The 18,176-nt window shown below is 70.9% G+C and carries 19 protein-coding genes; 6 read left to right on the top strand and 13 right to left on the bottom strand.

Going from position 1 to position 18,176, the window contains the following annotated elements; translation table 11 throughout:
• The first annotated feature begins 79 nt into the window (after nucleotides 1–79).
• The 3 genes from ACIBH1_RS02740 (at nucleotide 80) to ACIBH1_RS02730 (ending at nucleotide 2,887) form a co-directional block, all read left to right on the top strand.
• The gene (locus ACIBH1_RS02740; protein WP_397311814.1) at nucleotides 80–1,642 is read left to right on the top strand and encodes an acyl-CoA carboxylase subunit beta; all 1,563 of its coding nucleotides are present in this window, start codon (nucleotides 80–82) and stop codon (nucleotides 1,640–1,642) included.
• A 5-nt stretch (nucleotides 1,643–1,647) separates the two neighbouring features.
• Complete coding sequence (locus tag ACIBH1_RS02735; protein WP_397312182.1) at nucleotides 1,648–1,836, top strand: acyl-CoA carboxylase epsilon subunit; 189 nt, start codon at nucleotides 1,648–1,650, stop codon at nucleotides 1,834–1,836.
• A gap of 103 nt (nucleotides 1,837–1,939) precedes the next feature.
• Nucleotides 1,940–2,887, top strand: coding sequence for an NYN domain-containing protein (locus ACIBH1_RS02730; protein WP_181611302.1), 948 nt, complete (start codon nucleotides 1,940–1,942; stop codon nucleotides 2,885–2,887).
• 11 nt (nucleotides 2,888–2,898) lie between these two features.
• Here the strand turns inward: ACIBH1_RS02730 and ACIBH1_RS02725 are convergent, their stop codons facing one another.
• Complete coding sequence (locus ACIBH1_RS02725) at nucleotides 2,899–3,852, bottom strand: DUF5937 family protein (RefSeq protein WP_397311813.1); 954 nt, start codon at nucleotides 3,850–3,852, stop codon at nucleotides 2,899–2,901.
• 45 nt (nucleotides 3,853–3,897) lie between these two features.
• Here ACIBH1_RS02725 and ACIBH1_RS02720 point away from each other — a divergent pair, with 45 nt between their 5' ends.
• From ACIBH1_RS02720 to ACIBH1_RS02710, 3 genes are all read left to right on the top strand, one after another.
• Nucleotides 3,898–5,067, top strand: a complete 1,170-nt coding sequence (locus ACIBH1_RS02720; protein ID WP_397311812.1) for an MFS transporter — start codon at nucleotides 3,898–3,900, stop codon at nucleotides 5,065–5,067.
• Nucleotides 5,068–5,135: 68 nt separating this feature from the next.
• A complete protein-coding gene (locus ACIBH1_RS02715) occupies nucleotides 5,136–6,527 on the top strand; it encodes an AlkA N-terminal domain-containing protein (RefSeq protein ID WP_397311811.1) in 1,392 nt (463 codons plus the stop codon).
• Nucleotides 6,524–7,021 carry a methylated-DNA--[protein]-cysteine S-methyltransferase gene (locus tag ACIBH1_RS02710; protein ID WP_397311809.1) on the top strand — a complete coding sequence of 166 codons (498 nt, stop codon included), beginning with the start codon at nucleotides 6,524–6,526 and terminating at the stop codon, nucleotides 7,019–7,021. The genes ACIBH1_RS02715 and ACIBH1_RS02710 overlap by 4 nt, the downstream gene beginning before the upstream one ends.
• 24 nt (nucleotides 7,022–7,045) lie before the next feature.
• Here ACIBH1_RS02710 and ACIBH1_RS02705 read toward each other — a convergent pair whose 3' ends face one another.
• The 12 genes from ACIBH1_RS02705 to ACIBH1_RS02650 form a co-directional block, all read right to left on the bottom strand.
• Complete coding sequence (locus tag ACIBH1_RS02705) at nucleotides 7,046–7,957, bottom strand: hypothetical protein (protein WP_397311808.1); 912 nt, start codon at nucleotides 7,955–7,957, stop codon at nucleotides 7,046–7,048.
• Nucleotides 7,957–8,520, bottom strand: coding sequence for a hypothetical protein (locus ACIBH1_RS02700; RefSeq protein ID WP_397311807.1), 564 nt, complete (start codon nucleotides 8,518–8,520; stop codon nucleotides 7,957–7,959). The genes ACIBH1_RS02705 and ACIBH1_RS02700 overlap by 1 nt, the downstream gene beginning before the upstream one ends.
• Nucleotides 8,517–11,357, bottom strand: a complete 2,841-nt coding sequence (locus tag ACIBH1_RS02695) for a BTAD domain-containing putative transcriptional regulator (protein ID WP_397311806.1) — start codon at nucleotides 11,355–11,357, stop codon at nucleotides 8,517–8,519. The genes ACIBH1_RS02700 and ACIBH1_RS02695 overlap by 4 nt, the downstream gene beginning before the upstream one ends.
• A gap of 192 nt (nucleotides 11,358–11,549) precedes the next feature.
• A complete protein-coding gene (locus ACIBH1_RS02690; protein WP_397311805.1) occupies nucleotides 11,550–11,966 on the bottom strand; it encodes a flp pilus-assembly TadE/G-like family protein in 417 nt (138 codons plus the stop codon).
• On the bottom strand, nucleotides 11,963–12,460 hold the full coding sequence (locus ACIBH1_RS02685) for a TadE family protein (RefSeq protein WP_397311804.1): 498 nt from the start codon (nucleotides 12,458–12,460) through the stop codon (nucleotides 11,963–11,965). Before ACIBH1_RS02685 ends, ACIBH1_RS02690 begins: the two co-directional genes overlap by 4 nt.
• On the bottom strand, nucleotides 12,457–12,912 hold the full coding sequence (locus tag ACIBH1_RS02680; protein ID WP_397311803.1) for a TadE/TadG family type IV pilus assembly protein: 456 nt from the start codon (nucleotides 12,910–12,912) through the stop codon (nucleotides 12,457–12,459). The genes ACIBH1_RS02685 and ACIBH1_RS02680 overlap by 4 nt, the downstream gene beginning before the upstream one ends.
• Nucleotides 12,902–13,126 (bottom strand): hypothetical protein, encoded by a 225-nt coding sequence (locus ACIBH1_RS02675; RefSeq protein ID WP_181611294.1) that lies wholly within the window; start codon nucleotides 13,124–13,126, stop codon nucleotides 12,902–12,904. The genes ACIBH1_RS02680 and ACIBH1_RS02675 overlap by 11 nt, the downstream gene beginning before the upstream one ends.
• A 2-nt stretch (nucleotides 13,127–13,128) precedes the next feature.
• Nucleotides 13,129–14,046, bottom strand: coding sequence for a type II secretion system protein (locus tag ACIBH1_RS02670; RefSeq protein WP_397311802.1), 918 nt, complete (start codon nucleotides 14,044–14,046; stop codon nucleotides 13,129–13,131).
• Nucleotides 14,039–15,070, bottom strand: a complete 1,032-nt coding sequence (locus ACIBH1_RS02665; protein ID WP_397311801.1) for a type II secretion system F family protein — start codon at nucleotides 15,068–15,070, stop codon at nucleotides 14,039–14,041. Before ACIBH1_RS02665 ends, ACIBH1_RS02670 begins: the two co-directional genes overlap by 8 nt.
• On the bottom strand, nucleotides 15,070–16,362 hold the full coding sequence (locus tag ACIBH1_RS02660; protein WP_397311800.1) for a CpaF family protein: 1,293 nt from the start codon (nucleotides 16,360–16,362) through the stop codon (nucleotides 15,070–15,072). Before ACIBH1_RS02660 ends, ACIBH1_RS02665 begins: the two co-directional genes overlap by 1 nt.
• A gap of 148 nt (nucleotides 16,363–16,510) precedes the next feature.
• Nucleotides 16,511–17,236 carry a hypothetical protein gene (locus ACIBH1_RS02655; protein WP_397311799.1) on the bottom strand — a complete coding sequence of 242 codons (726 nt, stop codon included), beginning with the start codon at nucleotides 17,234–17,236 and terminating at the stop codon, nucleotides 16,511–16,513.
• 1 nt (nucleotide 17,237) lies between these two features.
• Complete coding sequence (locus ACIBH1_RS02650) at nucleotides 17,238–17,915, bottom strand: hypothetical protein (RefSeq protein ID WP_397311798.1); 678 nt, start codon at nucleotides 17,913–17,915, stop codon at nucleotides 17,238–17,240.
• Nucleotides 17,916–18,176 lie beyond the last annotated feature (261 nt).

The raw sequence follows: 18,176 nt of genomic DNA, 5'->3' as shown, positions 1-18,176 counted from the left end.
CAGCCTAGAGCGAGAAGGTTCCTGACGAGCGACCCTATGATCTTCAACCGCAGGTAGAACACGTACTAGCCTGGTGCGTATGAGCGCCGAGATCGACATTCACACCACGGCAGGGAAGATAGCCGACCTGGAGCGGCGCCTCGACGAGGCCGCGCACGCCGGGTCCGCGGCCGCGGTGGAGAAACAGCACGCCAAGGGCAAGATGACCGCGCGTGAGCGAGTCCTGGCGCTGCTCGACGAGGGCTCGTTCGTGGAGTTCGACGAGTTCGCCAGGCACCGCTCGACGATGTTCGGGCTCGAGAACCGCCGGCCGTACTCCGACGGCGTGATCACCGGCTACGGCACCGTCGACGGCCGCCAGGTCTGCGTGTTCTCGCAGGACGTCACGGTGTTCGGCGGCTCGCTCGGCGAGGTGTACGGCGAGAAGATCGTGAAGATCCTCGACCTGGCGGTCAAGACCGGCTGCCCGATCATCGGCATCAACGAGGGCGGCGGCGCCCGCATCCAGGAGGGCGTGGTCGCCCTCGGGCTCTACGCCGAGATCTTCAAGCGCAACGTGCACGCCAGCGGCGTCATCCCGCAGATCTCGCTGATCATGGGCGCGGCGGCGGGCGGTCACGTCTACTCTCCGGCGCTCACCGACTTCGTGGTCATGGTCGACCAGACTTCGCAGATGTTCATCACCGGGCCCGACGTCATCAAGACCGTCACCGGCGAGGAGGTCAGCTTCGAGGAACTCGGCGGCGCCCACACCCACAACACCAAGTCGGGCGTGGCGCACTACCAGGCCTCCGACGAGAAGGACGCGCTGGAGTACGTCAGGGCGCTGCTGTCCTACCTGCCCTCGAACAACCTCGACGAGGCGCCCGCCTACGAGCCGGTCGAGACGTACGAGCCGGTGCCCGAGCTCGACACGATCATCCCCGACTCGGCCAACCAGCCCTACGACATGCACCAGGTCATCGACCATGTGGTCGACGACTTCCTGGAGGTGCACGCGCTCTTCGCGCCCAACATCGTGGTCGGATACGGGCGCGTGGACGGTCGGCCCGTGGGGGTGGTGGCCAACCAGCCGATGCATTTCGCCGGATGCCTGGATATCAACGCATCGGAGAAGGCAGCCCGATTTATTCGCACTTGTGATGCATTCAATATTCCAATCTTGACATTTGTCGATGTACCGGGATTCCTCCCCGGCACCGATCAGGAATGGAACGGAATCATCAGGCGCGGCGCCAAGCTGCTGTACGCCTACGCCGAGGCCACGGTGCCGCTGGTCACGGTCATCACCCGTAAGGCGTACGGCGGGGCCTACGACGTCATGGGCTCCAAGCACCTGGGCGCCGACATCAATCTGGCCTGGCCCACCGCGCAGATCGCGGTCATGGGCGCCCAGGGCGCGGTCAACATCCTCTACCGCCGCGAGCTGGCCGGGGCACAGGACCCCGACGCCGAGCGCGCCCGCCTGGTGACGGAGTACGAAGACACCCTGGCCAACCCGTACATCGCCGCCGAACGCGGATATGTCGACGCCGTGATCCGGCCATCCGAAACCCGGGCCCAGGTGGTGAAGGCCCTCAGGGCGCTGCGCAACAAACGGGCCTCGCTGCCGCCGAAGAAGCATGGGAACATCCCGCTGTGAACCACATGCAGGTCGTCAGCGGCGACGCGACACCCGAGGAGATCGCCGCGCTGGTCGCCGTGCTGGCCGCGCGCGGCGAGAACCGGGCGCCCGCGGCAGAGGCGAAGCCCGAATCATGGCGAAACCCTGCCAGATCCATGCGTAAGCAACTAGCGCCAGGGAAGTCGGCATGGCGGAACAGCGCCCTACCATAGTTGGATCCGAAGAATCGGGTGTCAACTTACCCGAGACTTGGGAGTATCTAGAAAATAGGCGTATATAGTCAGCCGATCAACTAAGTCGCGGCCTGGAGGACACATGGCCATCCCAGACCTCACGCCGCATCCTGTCGCAGCGAAGTACGCCGTGCTCGTGGATGTCGGTTATCTGTACGCTGCCGCAGGTGAAGTGCTCCTTGGGGCCAAGGAGCGCAAGGAATATCGGGTGGCCGCCGATGAGCTGATCCAGGCCCTGCAGAAACATGCCGAAGTGAAAATTTCCGGCGAACTTCTGCGGATCTATTGGTATGACGCGGCCCGCGACCGAGTGCCCACCGTGGACCAGCGGGTCATCGCCCAGCTGCCCTGGGTCAAGGTCCGTCTTGGCAACCTGAACGCCCGTGGCCAGCAGAAGGGGGTCGACGCGCAGATCAGGAGCGACCTTGAGGCCCTGGCCAGGCACCACGCCGTGACCGACACGATCCTGCTGGCGGGCGATGAGGACATGGTGCCCGCCGTCGAGGCCGCGCAGGCCTACGGCGTGCGGATCCATTTGTGGGGCGTCGAGCCGCCGTACGGCACCAACCAGGCCGAGCGCCTGGTGTGGGAGTCCGACACTGTTGAGGTCATCTCGGCCGATTTCCTGCGTCCCTATTTCAACCGTGCTCCGCAGCCCGTGCCCGTCGTCGCCCCGACGGTGGCCACGCCCTCGCCCGCCCAGGTCTTCGCCGGGCGCACCCAGCCGGTCAAGCCCTCGCTCAAGCCCGGCCAGGTGGCCAAGCTCGGGCCCTCCCGGCCCCGCGTCGAGGAGGTGGGCGAGCACGTCGCGCAGAAGTGGATACTCACCCGCGGCCGCGACAACATCCGCGACCTGCTGCCCGGCCCGATCCTGCCCACCGTCATCGACACCGAGCTGCTCATCGAGGCGGAGAAGGAGCTCGGCCATTCGCTGCGCCCCTACCCCGAGGCCAGGGTGTGGCTGCGCGACGGGTTCTGGGCGCGTGTCTACCGGGAGTTCGACCTGGGTGTGGGCATCTCGTCGAAGTGAGTCCCGGCCCGCTACGGGCGGGCGTCCTGACGCAGCAGCGTCTCGGCGACCGCCGTACGGGCGTAGAGCACGAAACGCCCGGTGCGGTGCGCCGAGCAGAGCCCGGCCTTGCGCAGCGCGGTGAGGTGCTGGTTCGCGCCGGGCTCGGTCAGGCCCGTGCGCTGGGCCAGCTCCCGGGTGGAGGCCGGCTGGTCGAGCTCGGCCAGCAGCCTGGCCCTCGTCCGGCCCAGCACCGCGGCCAGCGCCTGCGGCGGCTCGACCTCGGCGTGCTCCCACAACGTCGCCAGGCCGCGCGGCGGGTAGCGCACGGTCGGCTGGTACGGCGGCGCGGTGACGGAGAAGACGCGCGGCCAGGTGAAGACCGACGGCACGAGCAGCAGCCCCATCCCGCGCAGGGGCCGCTCCCCCGCGCAGTGGACACTGGGCAGCCGTAGCCGCTCCCCCTCCCAGCTCACCCCGGGGTCGAGGTCGGCCAGCATCTGCCGCAGGCCGTGCCCCGCCAGCGTGCGGGCGCGGTAGAGCACGTCGCCTTCGAGCAGGGCGCCGATGCGCGCCCAGTACGGCTCGATCGCGGCGGCCCAGTAGTTCCTGATCTCCTCGGACAGACGTTCCAGGCCGCGCTCGGGGTCGGCCAGGAGCGCCCGCGTGTGCCGGGTGTCGGGCAGGTCGGTGAGGTCGCCGGTCAGCGACCGCATGGTCGCCAGTTCCACCTCCAGGTCGGGCACCGAGGTGGCCGGCGGGGGGCAGACGAAGCCGGGGATGTAGCGGGTGGGCACCGGGACCAGGTCCGACAGCAGACGCCAGTCGACGTCCCGCAGCCGCCTGGACACCTGCTCGGCCCAGGGCCTGAGCAGGGAGTGCGCGGCCGGGTTCTTGACCACGCGCACGCTGGCCACGACCTCCCACAGCGGGGAGATCGCGAAGCGGGTGTTGGCCACGTCTCGGGTGGTGAAGATTAGCTCCACACTAAATTAATAGCGGCTCGCGGCGGCCTTGAGCAGCGTTGGCGCATGAGCTTTCGTCATCTCTACCTGTCGGCTGCGGTGAGCCAGTTCGGCTCCCAGATCAGCTATGTCGCCCTCCCCCTGCTCGCCGTGACCGCCCTGGACGCCGGAGCCGCCGAGCTGGGGCTGCTCAGCTCGCTGGCGACGATCACCGTGCTGGTCACGGGACTGCCCGCGGGCGCCTGGATCGACCGCGTGCGCAAGCGTCCGGTGATGGTGGCGGCCGACCTGGCGCGTGCCGTACTTCTGGGATCGTTGCCGTTGATGTGGTGGCTGGGCGGGCTGACGATCTGGCAGCTGTACCTGGTGGCGATGCTGACCGGCGTGGGCACGCTCTTCTTCGACGTCGCTTCGCACAGCGTGCTGCCCCACATCGTCGGGCGCGAGGGGCTGACCAGGGCCAACTCGCTGCTGGTGGGGACGAGCGCCGGCATGGACATCGCCGGGCGCAGCTTCGCCGGAGTGCTGGTCGGGCTCGCCGGAGCGCCGCTCGCGATCGTCATCGACGTGCTCTCCTACCTGGTCTCCGCGCTGTTCCTGCGCAGGCTGCCCTCCCCCGCGCCGACGCCCGTCAGGGAGCGGCTCGGCCCGCAGGTCGCCGAGGGCGTGCGCTTCGTCGTCCGCCACCCGGTGCTGCGGCCGATCGCGCTGCAGGGCGCGATGGTCAACATCGGCTTCCCCCTCATGTCCGTGCTGCTGCCGATGATCATCAAGCCCGCGTGGCTGCTCGGGGTGTTCCTGGCCGTCGGCGGCGCCGGAGTCCTGGCGGGCTCGTCGCTGGCGCACGTGATGGGCCGATGGCTGGGCGACACGCGCGCGGTGTGGCTGGTCAGCCTTACCACCACCCCGGCCGCGTTCCTCGTGCCGTTCGCGGAGCAGGCGATCTGGGCGGCCGCGGCGGGCTGGTTCGTGCTCACGTTCCGGACAGGGATGAACAACGTGATGCTGGTCAGCTTCCGCCAGCGGGTCACCCCCGACGAGCTCCAGGGGCGCATGAACGCGACCATGCGCCTGATCCTGATGGGCGCGGTCGGAATCGGCGGCCTGTTGGCCGGGGTGATCGGCGAGGCGTTCGGCGTCTCCGCCGCGCTGTGGGCAGGAACCGTCGTCATGGCCCTCAGCTGGCTGCCGCTGGCCTGGTCCGAATTCCGCCAGTCGCCCGCGCTGACCAGCTGACCTGCCGTTTCACGGTCGGGTCCGATTCCCGCCAGTGACAGGGTCCGCCGGCGCCTAGAGTCATGGACATGACCGCTCAGAACCTCGACTTCGACGCCTGCTACCGCGCGGTCTCCGCCAGGGACGCCCGGTTCGACGGGCGGTTCTACACGGCGGTGAAGACCACCAGGATCTACTGCCGGCCGATCTGCCCGGCGCGCACCCCCGCGGCGCGCAACGTGCGCTTCTACCGGCACGCCGCCTCCGCGGAAGCGGCCGGCTTCCGCCCGTGCAAACGGTGCCGCCCCGAGTTGTCGCCCGGCGACCCCGGCTGGGACGTGCGCGGCGACTTCGTCGGCAGGGCCCTGCGGCTCATCGACGACGGCTCCGCCGACTCGGGCGTGGCCGGCCTGGCCCGCCGCCTGCACATCACCGAACGGCACCTGCACCGGCTGTTCGTCGCCGAACTCGGCGTCGGACCGCTGGCGGTGGCCCGCACCAGGCGGCTGCTGCTGGCCAAGCAGCTGCTCACCGAGACCGACCTGCCCGTCACCGACGTGGCGTTCGCCGCCGGATTCGGCAGCGTGCGCCAGTTCAACGCCACGATGCGCGACACCTACGGGTTCACCCCCAGCGAGCTGCGCGCCACCGCGCGCGGGGCGGGCGTCGCCACCCAGCCGGTCGAGGGGGGTACGGCCAGCCTGCGGCTCAAGCTGCACCGCCGCGATCCCTACGACGCGGAGGCGATCTTCCGCTTCCTGGCCGCCAGGGCGATCCCCGGCCTGGAGGAGGCCGACGCGACCCGCTACACGCGTGCCGTACCCGGCGGGACGATCACCCTGACCCCGCACGCGGGCCACATCACCCTCGACGCGACGGTCGAGGACACCCGGCACCTGTCGAGGCTGGTGGCCAGGTCCAGGCGGCTGCTCGACCTCGACGCCGACCCGATGGCCATCGGGGAGGCCCTGGCCCAGACCTCGCTGGCCCCGCTGGTCGGGGCCAGGCCAGGCCTGCGGGTGCCGGGGGCGTTCGACGGCTTCGAGATGGCCGTCAGGGCGGTCGTCGGCCAGCAGATCTCGGTCGCGGGAGCGCGCACCCTGCTCGGCAGGATCGTGGCGAGGACCGGATTCCTGACCGCGGAGAGCCTGGCCGACGCCGACCTGACCGGCCTGGGCATGACCACCAGGCGGGTCACCACCCTCAAGTCACTCGCCGAGCGGGTGTCGGAGGGCGAGATCGACCTCGACGGCGGCCAGGAGCCGGGCGAGGCCTTCAAGGCCCTGCTGGAGGTGCCGGGCATCGGCCCGTGGACCGCCGGCTACATCGGGCTGCGCGCCCTGCGCGACCCCGACGCCTGGCCCGACGGCGACCTGGTGCTGCGCAAGCGCATGGCCGCCCTCGACATCCCCGACGATCACATCGAGCGGTGGCGGCCCTGGCGGGCCTACGCCGCCCTTCACCTGTGGAGTGCATCATGATCAAGGCAAGCGTGGAGCCCACCCCGATCGGCCCCCTGGCCCTGCTGGCCCGTGACGGCGTGCTGGTGGCGGCGGGCTTCACCGCCGACCCCGAGGAGATGTTCGTACGGCTGTCGCCGTCGCTCCAGGCCGAGGGCCTCGAGCGGGTCGCCGGCCTGGGCGACATCTCGAGCAAGGTCGCCCGCTACTTCGCCGGCGAGCTGGAGGCGATCGACGACATCCCCGTCGAGCAGCCCGGCAGCAGCACCCGCAAGGCGCTGCACAAGGCGCTGCGCGAGGTGGCGGCCGGCACCACCGTGTCGTACGGCGAGCTGGCGGAACGCGCCGGCCTGCCCAGGACGGCCGCCAGGGCGGCGGGAAGCGCCTGCGCGCAGAACCTCATCGCCCCCTTCGTCCCGTGCCACCGGGTGCTGCCCACCACCGGCGGCTTCGGCGGCTACTACTACGGCAGCCACGTCAAGGAATGGCTGCTGCAGCACGAAGCGACTCGCTGAGGCATCGGAGGCACGGTCCGGGGTCTAGTCACCCTGGACCGTGCTCTGCACCTCGCCCACCGGCACGTCACGGGTGCCGCCCGCCTCGATCGGGTCGTATGCGAAAGGCACCACGTCGTCGTCGGCGTCCGCCTCCACCGGCCAGACCGTGGTCACGGTCAGCACGTAGACCTTGCGCGGCTCGTTGACCGACGCGCGCAGGTAGCGCACACCGCACGTGAACTCGCCGCCCCTGACGTACGGCTTGCCCGCGCTGCCGCAGTTCTCGCGCACCTCGGCCTCCTTGGTGCCCGCATCGATCTTGATGTCCTCCAGCTGCGCCGTCACCGTCGCGGACATGATGCCCGGCAGGCTCGCCGTCACCGAACGCGACGTCTGGCCCACGCCGTCGAGCCAGACCCACGTCGGCAGGTTGACATAGCTCTTGGCGTCAGGATTCAGCTTGATCTGCGGCTCCGGCACGGTGAGCGCGGCGCGGGCGATCTGGTAGAGCTCCTCCAGCGTGATCCCGGCCGGCGGGGTCGCCCCCGGCGGCACCCACACGAACGGGTTCAGCCCGCCCCAGCAGGCGTACCCCTTCGGATCGCTGGCGTTGTAGGCCGGCTTCCACCAGCGGCCCTGCTCGCCGACCTTGTCCTTGAACTGCTTGAGGAACTTCTGGAACTGCTCCTCGGTGCCGCGAGGGTTCTGGTGGAACCACTGGGCGCGCAGCTCCTCCTGGGTCTTGGCCATCTGGCCGGCGTCGGGACCCGGCTCGTACCAGCACGGGCGTTTGACCCGGTAGCCGTCGGCCTTGCCGCCGCGGGCGCCGTTGCCGGTGATGACGATGTCGGAGTTCTCCAGCTTGACGCCCGCCGTACGGTCGTCCTGGAAGCCCTCTCCTCGGGGGCCGCCGGGGTCCAGCAGGAGCAGGCCGGCCATCAGCAGGCGCAACATCAGGCGCATCCCTTCAGATCGTGACGGAAGTCCTTGACCCGCCAGGTGCCGTCCTGACCCTTGTGGAGGACGACGGCCTGCAGGTAGGGGGTGCGGGTCCAGCCGGGCTGGCGGGAGTGCACGTTGCCGCTGCGGTTGAGCAGGCGCACGCCCGTCTCGTCGACGCACGCGTTGACCTCGGCGCCGTCGTCGACGACCGCGCTGACCCGCAGGGAGTACAGCCGGGCCGAGCCCTTGACCTTGGCGCCGCCGAAGCTCTTCACCCACTCGTGGGCCTGGCCGCTGGCCGGAGGTTCGACCAGCTCCAGGTAGGCCTGCGAGCCGGTGAACACCGAGCGCCAGGAGTCGAGATAGAGGTCGGTGAAGGCCCTGAGCATCGTGGTGTCGGCGCCCGCCGGCCACTCCACCGACACCGACATCTGATCGTCTATCGTGATCACCTCGGCGCGGGGGGTGCTCGCGACGGGCTGCCCGGTGGGCCGCTCGGCCTGGCGGGGCGTGAACGGCTTGTCGGCGCCCGCACACCCCGCCACGAGCAGGAGCAGCAACAGGACTCTGGTCACGCCGTCGACTCCCTCACCACATGGATGCGCCACGACGGCAGCAACTCGTCGATCAGCGCCTCGGTCTCGGGAGCCAGGCCCGAGCCGTACGGATGCGACGCCGAGCGGCGCGTCAGTCCCTCCACCACCGCGCGCAACCGGACGACGTCGCCCGTCGCGTGCGTCGCCCGCAGCAGGTCACGCCAGAGCCCCTCGTCGTCGGCGGCCAGCAACAGGCCCGCGCGCACCGCCGCGATCGCGCCCTCCGGCTCGCCGTGCGCCAGCCGCACCTCGCAGAGCCGGTGCGCCGCGTCGGCCACGCCCGCGCTCACGTCGTACTCCAGCTCGTCGGCGGCCAGCCACGCGTAGCGCCCGCGCGGGCGACCGCTCAGCAACGGGCCCCTGACCAGGCCGAGCGCCCGCTCCAGCAGGACGGCCCGCGCCGAATGATCGTGATGCGAGCGGCGCACCAGCTCGCGGAAAAGCGCCCAATCGGTGCGCACCCCGGGACCCAGCCGCAACCTGCCCGCCTCGTCGGTGAACAGGTGCTCGGACCCCAGCCAGTCGATCACCCGCGCGATCGTCGCGTCGCGGACCATCGTCTGCACCCCGCGCGGCCACAACACCCCGCCGAGCACCACCGGATGCACGCCGCCCGGATGCGTGGCCAGGTAGACCAGCAGCTCGGCCGCCAGATCCATGCGGCCTTCCTCCAGCGCCTCCGCCCCCATGACCTCGATCGGGCCCAGCATCCTGATCTCCACCACCGGCGGGTGCACGATGTCGAGCGCCTCCGCCTCCGGCACCGCCTCGCCGTCCATGTTCTCCGCCGTGACGAACAGGTCGACCAGCGCCCGGTAGTGCCTGCGCGGCAGGAGCTGAGCGGTGACCTCCAGGCCCAGCTCGGGCAGCTTCGCCCGGCCGTCGTCGGTGATCTCGACCGACCACGTGGCGTGCGCGATCTCGCCCGCGACCACGTAGCCCGCCGTGTCGTTCTTGGCCAGCAACGCCAGACGCCTGACCTCGTCGTGCGTCGGCGTGACGGCGCACAGCAGGTAGTGGGCGTCACGCGGGCTGCCCGTCACGCGGCCCTTCAGCACCTGCTCGCGCGGGGCCGCGGTGGCCTCCAGATCGGGCAGGACCTCGGCCAGGCTGCCGACCGCCTTGATGCGGTCGGGGGCGATCGCGGTCAGCTCCTCGCCGAAACCCACCAGGGTGACCCGCATACGATCGGACCAGCGGTTCGTCGCCAGCTCCACCGCCAGCGCCGCCAGCGCCGCGGTGGTCTGGGGGCCGGTGATGTTGATCAGGCCCTGCGCCGCCTCCAGGTCGACCAGGACCCTGCCCGCGCCGTTCGTCCCCAGCGACACCAGGCCCGGGTACGGCGCGCCGCCCGGCTGCTCCTCCAGCAGCCTGCCCTCGTGCGCGGCAAGGCGCCAGATCTGACCGCCGTCGGTCGCCTGCCAGGGGACGGGGGCGTTCTGCTGCGGCGGATGCACCCACAGGTCGAGGCGGCGGGGCGACAGGTGGGCGGCGTAGACCGTGGGAGGCGTGCGATCCTGCGCGGCCAGCTCGGCTCCCAGCAGCCTGAGGCCGGTGTCGAGCATCCTCGTGCCCGGCGCGTCGGCACCCAGGCGCAGGGCCGTCTCGGCCTTGGCGGCGTCGTCCCTCGGGCGGGTGACGCGGTGGCCGAAGGCGCGGCGCCAGAGCTGCTCCCTGCGGCGGCGGCCGAGGATGAGCAGGAGCCCGGCGGCGGCCAGCGAGGCACCGGCCAGGTAGTCGACCAGGTCCAGGCCGGGGGTGATCTCATCGGGGGCTGGGTTCTCGGCGCTTGGCTTCTCGGCGCTTGGCCTTTCCGCGCTTGGCTTTTCCGCGCCTGGCTTCTCGACGCTATGGTTCTCGGCGCTTGGCTTCTCGACCTGGGGTTTCTCGGCTTCCGGCTTCTCGGCTTCCGGCTTCTGAGCGTCCGGCTGCTCGGCTGACGGCTCCTGGGTGGCCTCCTGGGACGGCTTCTCCTCCCGGGGCTCCTGCGTCCGCTGGGCCGGCGGGGTCAGGTCGACGCTCTTGCCGCCCACCTCCACCCCGGTCCTGGGCTCGGGCTTGTCGACCACCTTGGCCCGTCCGGGGTGCAGCTCCAGCGTCTCGACCCGCTTCTGCTCGCTGGGCACGACGTGCACGTTGCGCGCGTCGTCCGGCATGTCCAGCACCCAGCCGGGCCGGATCAGATCCGCCATCTGCAACCGGGTCCCGTCAGGCTGCGCCTTGTGCTGGTTGAGCCGGTAGATCTCTGGATATCTCCGTCCATCGCCCAGGCACTTCTCGGCGATCTCCCACAGGCTTTCGTGGTGCCTCCCGTGAGGCGGCTGCACCACATAGACCTTCTTCGTCGTCCGGAACGTCTCCAGCGTCGCCGTCTCGGCCACCGGAGCCGCGTACGCCACCGGCGCCACCTTGATCGGCACCGGCTTGCCCATGTGCGCGATCGGCACCGCCACCGCGCCCGCCGTGAACAACACCAGCACCGCCGAGACGAGCCGGTTGGCCAGCGCCTGGGTGCCCCCGGACAGCGGCACCCTGGCCGGCATGCCGACCCGCCGGACCCCGGCGTACACCTCCACGATCACGCACACCACCAGCTGGAACCAGGCCAGCCAGACCAGCAGCACCAGCACCGCGACGATCGTGCTCGGACCCACCGTGCTCGTGAACAGGTCCAGGTCGAGCAGCTCGGGAGAGACCGGCGGTCCCGCCAGGGTCAGGAGCGCGTACGGCACGCCGCCGACGAGCAGCGCCAGCACCACCAGCGCGCCCAGCCCGGCGAGCACGTCGCCTGCCGTACGGCGCTGCGGGATGCGCACCGGCGCACCCCTGCCACGCCCGGGCCCGCCCGCTCGTGGCCGCGACGCTCCGGGGCGTGCCTGCCCAGGGCTCTTACCCGACGGCATCGCCACTCCTTTCCCGTCCAGCGTCTTCGTTGGACCGTCCTCAACGCCACCGAGTGGTGGGTTTCGGTCTATCTCGCGAGGCTTCGCCGTACCGCCGGCCGCCTGTCACCGCGCGTCCGGCCCCGCCGTCGCGCGCCCCTCCATCCACGACCCGGGGAACCCGATCGCGCCCAGGAAGAAGGCCGTCCACTCGGCCCGTACGGTCACCGTCACCGTCGTGTTGCCGTCGCCCACCTCGCACGTCCCCGCCTGCAGCGAATCCGAGCCGTGCGCGTCGACGACCTCCCAGGCCCGGGCGCACGATTCACCGCCGCCGAGCAGCCGCGCCTCGCCCGTCTCCCGCAGATGCTCCACGTCGACGCGGTCGGCGCCCGCCCTGGCCGCCTGCTCGGCGACGTCCGCCGCGCGCAACCGCGCGTTGATCGCCGCACCGCCGTCGACCAGCAGCCCGGCCAGCAGGAACACCACGACCGAGAACAGGACGGTGAACACCGACATCGAACCGCGGTCGCGCCTGCTCACTCGACCCTCCGGAACGTCTCCAGGGGCACCACCGAGGTGCCGGTCAGCTCCTTCGTCGCGGTGAAGCCGAGGAAGCTCAGGTCGAGCTCGCAGGCGATCCTCGCCGTCACCTGGCCGCCCTCCTCCCACCGGGATCCGGCCAGGGACACCTGCGGGGAGACGCACCGGCCCTCCAGCGCGTGCGTGGCCGTACTCTGCGCGGCCTGCTCGGCGTCGGCCATCGTGCGCTGCACTGACGCCGCCCTCGCGGCGTCGCGCGCCGCCCCGCTCACCTCGCCCTGCGCCTCGACCAGGCGGCCGGCGCCGACGAGGAACATCAGGAAGAGGAGGAAGACGGGGGCGAGCATGACCGTCTCCACGGCCATCGACCCACGCTCCGCCACGCGCCGCTCCGCCTCCCACCGCTGCGCCGGCTGGCGGCCACGCGCCGCCACGCGCCGCCCGCGCGGGACGGCCTGAGTCGCCGCCCGGATCGCCGCCACGCGCCCGATCATGGCGCGCCTCCCGCGCCCTCGGCCTCACAGCTGTTGCTGCCGTCGTCGGGGCGGAAACACTCCACCGGCCCGCCCGAGTGGGCGGTGATCGTGAACGTGAGATCCGGCAGCAGCGGGATCACCTGGACGGCGCTACCCGTCACCGTCACCCACCGCTCGTCGCCGTCGCGCTCGGCGACGGTCACCTGCAGGTCGGACAGCAGCTTCGGCCCCACGGCGGCGGCGATGCCCCTGGCCTTGTCGACCGCGTCCGCCTCCCACCCCCCGTCGGAGGAGGAGCGGGCGACCCGCGCCCCCTCCCGGGCGGCGGCCTCGGCCACCTGGCGACCGTGGAACCACAACGTCACCTGCACGACCAGCAGCGAGACGGCGAGGATGACGGGCATGAGCAGGGCCAGCTCGATGACGGTGGCACCGCGCTCGCGACGGCGGGCGACGGTCTCACTCGTCACCGCCGCCCTCTCCGCCGAAGCTGCCTTGGATCTCGCTCTGCTTCTGCTCGACGAGTGTCTTGATGAGCGTCGCCAGGCCGAGCGCGACCCCGGCGATGATCGCCGTGATGATCACCCACTCGACGGCGGAGGCCCCGCGGCTCGGCGCGGTGCGGGCTCGGTGGATGCGCACGCCCAGGTAGGCGAGGAAATACACGACCCAGGGATGGTTCATGGCTAGGACCCCAACATCTTCATCGCGGCCGGGAAACTGAGAAAGATCACGAAGCCCGCGCACAACAACAGCTGCGCGACGAGCATCGACTGCGAACGCTCCCCCGCTCGCCCCTCGACCTCCGCGAGCTCACGACGGCGGAGCGTCGCGGCCCGGGCTGCCAGGGAGGCGCGGATCTTGGCCCCGTCGTCGGCCACGAGCCCGAGCGCGGCCGACAGATCACGCAGCTCGTCGACGTTGATCTCCTCGCCGAGCTGCCCCAGCGCCTGCCACGGGGTGATGCCCACGATGCGGGCCCCGGACAGGGCGTCCTTGATGCGGTGCATCGCCCAGTTGGGCTGCTCGCCGCTGACCGACACCGCCATCAGCAGCGCCTCGGGCACACCGCGGCCTCCGGCGAGGTTCATCGAGACCAGGTCGAGGAAGGCGCCGACGACGTGGCGGAAGTCGCGCCGCCGCGCTGCGGCGTCGCGGCGGATCTGCAGGTCGGGCAGGAAGAAGAAGAGGAGCGCCACGAAGCACGCCATCCAGAACGGCACCGCGAACGACACGCCCCACTCCATGAGGAGCAGCCAGGCCAGCAGCACGGGGAAGGCGAGCAGCCCCGACGCCGCCAAAAGCACCTTGGTGGCCAGGAACCCCTCGAAAGAGCGCCCGACCAGGGCCAGATCGGACCTGATGGAGCGCGAGCCCCAGCCGCGGGCGCTGTACAGCCGCGCCAGCCGTACGCCCAGGCCGCGGCGGAAGGCGCCGACCTCCTCGTCGGGCAGGACGAGCTGCAGCCTGGGCCCGTCGTCCTGCCGTACGGCATCGAGCGCGAGCAGGCGCGCGACCAGGCCGGGACGTGCGGGGAAGAGGGCGCGCAGGAGCAGGAAGAGGCCCAGCCCGAGGCCGCTGCCCGCGAGGACCGTCTCAACCATGGTTCCCCCTCGGCGATGGCGGGCCCAGCCGCTCGGGACCGGACCTCTCGAAGCCCGTCCTGTCGGCGCCCGATGGGGTCGCCCTGTCGGCCGGCGTCAGGGCCGCCCGGCCGGCTGCCGTTGGAGTCGCCCTGTCCGCTGCGGTCACCCTGTCGCCCGCCGCCGCGCTCGCCTTGTCCGCTGTGGTCGCCTGGCCGCCCATGAGCAGCCGCGTCGGCTTGTCGAAGCGCGCCAGCCTGCGCATCCAGGCGAACCCGGCGCCGAAGAGCCCCGCCACCACGAGCAGGACGGCCTGCCCGAGCCACGAGCGATACTCGGCCACGTATCCCGGATTCCAGACGACCAGAATCACCGCGAACCCCAGCGCCGTCGCGACCACGATCTGCACGCTCTTCCTGGTCGCCCGCCGCTCGGCCTCGACGCGGCGGCGCATGTCGAGCTCCTCGCGCGCGGAGACGGCCAGCGCGCCGAGCACGTCGCGAAGGCCGGGCCCGCGCAGCTTGGCGTTGAGGATCAGCGCGGCGATCACCAGGTCGGCGGAGGGGTCGGCGAGCTCGTCGGCGAACAGCCGCAGCGCGTCGGGCAACGCCATGCGGGTGTGCAGCCGGTCGACCATGGACCGCAGGTGCGGGCGCAGCATGGGCGCCGCCGCCCTGATGGAGGCCGGGATCGCCTGCTCCAGACCGGCGGCGCCGGCGATGGTGTCGCGCAGGGATTCGGTCCAGGCGGCCAGGCCCTCCAGGCGTCGCATCGACGCACGTTCCTCGGCCGCGCCGCCCGCCAGGCCGCGCCAAGCGAACACCAGCAGCACGGTGCCGACCGCCGCGACGGGCCAGCCCGTGGTGACAAGTACGGCTGTCGCAGCGATGGCCGCGACCGCGGTGCGGGTGGTGAGGTTCCTGGCCGATTCGCGCTTGGGGCGAGAGGGGCGCGGGCGCATGCCGTACAGGGCGATGACCAGCAGGAAGAGGCCACCGCCTGCGGCGGCGCCTGCGAGCATGACCAGCGGGTCGATGATGGGCACTACCAGCTCCCCGGGTGGTAGCCGTAGGCGGCGAGCTCTTCCAGGCACGACAACGGCGCGTGGGGTACGGCGCCGCCGGGGCCGAGGGTGAATGCCTCGCTCGACAACACGCGGCCGTCGCAGCCGGTGACCTCGCGCACGCTGGACACGTAGCGGCGCAGGGTGCCGCCGCGTTCGTAGTCGTTGCGCTTCTCGATGAAGACGACGAAGTCGATGGCGCCCGCGATGAGCATGTGGGTGGCCTCGATGGGGAGGCGCTCGCCGGCCTGCAGGGCGTAGGTGGCGATGCGGTTGAAGACCTCCATGGAGCTGTTGGCGTGGATGGTCGACAGGGAGCCGTCGTTGCCCTGCGTCATCGCGTTGAGCATGGTGACGATCTCGTCGCCGAGCACCTCACCGACGATGACGCGGCTGGGGTTCATACGAAGGGATCGCCGGACCAGCTCGGCCATGGTGATCTCGCCCTGGCCCTCGGCGTTGGGCAGGCGTTGTTCGAAGGCGACGACGTTGGGGTGCAGCTCGGGGAACTGGTCGAGGCCCAGTTCCAGGGCTCGCTCGACGGTGATGAGGCGCTCGGTGGGCGAGATCTCGTTGGCCAGGGCGCGCAGGAGTGTCGTCTTCCCCGCGTTGGTGCTGCCCGCGATCATGATGTTCTTACGCGCGGCCACCGCACATTGCAGGAAATGTCCCACTTCGGGGGTCAGGGTGTGATTGCCGACCAGATCCGACAGGAAGACCTTGCCGAGGCGGGCGCGCCTGATGCTCACCGACGGCCTGATCGTGACATCCATGACCGCACTCAGCCGGGAGCCGTCGGGCAGGCGCAGGTCGAGCTGGGGGTTGGCGGTGTCGAACGGCCTGCTCGACAGGCCGGAGTAGGCGGCCAGGATCTGGATCAGCTCGATCAGCTCGTCGTCGGACTCGGCGACCGGATCGTGGATCTCCTCGCGACCGTCGGCGTAGCTGACGAAGACGCGGTCGCAGCCGTTGATGTCGATGTTCTCGATCTCGGTGTCGTCGAGCAGCGGCTGCAGGCGGCCCACGCCGAACAGGGCCGCGTGGATGCCCGCGGCCAGACCCTCCTCCTCCTCGACGGTGGGAGGGGTACGGCCGAGGCCGATCTCGTTGCGCGCGTGCTCCTCGAGGACGCGGGAGATGAGCGCGCGGGCGAACTGGCGCTCGTCCTCGCCGGTCATCGGCACCAGACCGTTGGCGGCGTCGAGGCGGCGCTGGTGGGCCAGGCGGTCGCCGACCTCCTGGCGGAAGCGCTTGACCAGGGTGTGGTCGATCACGGCCGCCTCCCTGGGGTCGTTTCGCGAGCTCCCGCCACACGAGCCGCTCGCGCGTCACTGCGCGCCGCCGTCACGCGAAGCGGGCCCGATGCGTCACTCCACGTCGCCGTCACGCGAACCAGGCCTGTGGCATCACTCCACGTCACCCTCATGCGAGCCTCCCGTGCAGCCGCCCGGCCAGCTCGCGTGCCGTACGGATCAGCAGCGACCGGTCCAGCCGCCCACCCCACTGACCGCGCAGCAGCTCCGCCCCCTTGGTGTCGTACGCCAGCCCGTGGACGAACGACACGGAAGGCCCCACGATGCGCCGCACCTCGTCGATCGAGGCGCGGTACTGCCGCGGATCGGCGATCACGACCACCCCCAGCCGCTCGGCCTTCGTGAGATTGAGCCGCTCGCGCAGATGGGCGACGTGATCGAGGCTCGCCCGCGTGAAGAGCACGACGAGCCGGGCCTCGTTCATCAGGTCCGCGATCTGCGGATGCGCCCCCAGCCGCCCGCAATCAGCCAGGACGTCGGCGTTGGGCATCGCCGCGAAGCTCTTCCCGAGCGGCCCCCACATCCACCCGAGGCCCGCGGCCTGCTCCCCATGGCTGAGCCCCGCCAGCACGTCGAGCCCCCCGACGATCTTCTGCGTGTGCTCGTGGATCTGCACGGGCTCCAGCCCGCGCCGCGCGATCGCGCCCAGCGTGAGCAGGCCCTTGCCCGGGTTGAGCACCCCGCCGTCCTGCGCGGGCAGCCGGTAGGCCAGGTCTCCCCCGGATGGGTCGCACTCGGCGAGCAGGACCGGCCGCGGCCAGACCGCGGCCAGCGCGGTCGCGGCCGTGGTCACCCCCGGCGCGCCCTTGTCGGCGGCAAGCACGATCAGCGCCACGTCAGCGCGCTCCGGGCAATTCGGCCACGGCGATCTCGCCGCTGGACGCGCGCGCGAGGATCTCCGGGGAGACGGAGGAGTCGACGATGATGGTGATCTGACCGGAAGATCCCGTACGGCCAGGCGCGCTGACGCTGTGCACCAGGGCGCTAGCCGCCATGACGCGGCTCTGCGCCTGGCTGGACCGTCCGGGCACGTAGACCACCTGGACCCGGTCGCCTCTGGCCAGACCGGCTGGGTATTGCCCCGGTTTGAGCGCCAGGCCCACCTTGGCCTTGCCGGGACCCAGTTCCTGGCTGGCGGTGACAGTCATCTGGCTGGTCAGCAAGGTGCCGGGCAGGATCGTCGCGGCGGCGAAGGTCTGGACGACCTCGAAGCGGCGACCCCAGGCGACGTACTCGATGCCGGTATCGGCGATCTGGACTTCTTCGAGCGCTTCGGCGGGAATGGGCTGTCCGGTACCGATCTGCTGGGTGACCCTGATCGCGGAGATCCGCTCGCCGCTGCGCATGACCAGCAGGGTGCTGGCCAGCGCTCCGCCCAGGATGAGGAGTACGGCGAGCGCCGCGAGCGCCGGCTTGCGCTCGCGCGGGGGCACCGGAAGCTTGCGCGAGGCCGGTCCGGAGAGCGCGCCGGTCGGGCCCGTCGAGTTAACGGCGGGTTTTTCACTGGTCCTCATGGGTGGGGGGCTCCCATTACGAAATTGTGGAATTCACGCCATTATGTGCACCCGATTGTTGGGCCGGGGGCGAATGCGGGGAACCATGCTCGTTTCGCAGGTGGGTGGATGTCAACTCGGACTTTTCCATACTCGTTTTCTTGAGTCAGTTGCATTTCTGCGATTTATCGTGATAGGAGTCACATGATTAACATGTGCCGCATTTTTCCCTGATTTATCACGCCATGCGGCACGGCTCTGGCGCCCCTTCCGCGCCCGCCA

The sequence above is a fragment of the Nonomuraea sp. NPDC050663 genome (assembly GCF_044456985.1).
Classification (GTDB): Bacteria; Actinomycetota; Actinomycetes; order Streptosporangiales; family Streptosporangiaceae; genus Nonomuraea.
Note: the sequence above shows the minus strand (reverse complement) of the source record. Positions and strands in the feature narration are given on the sequence as shown.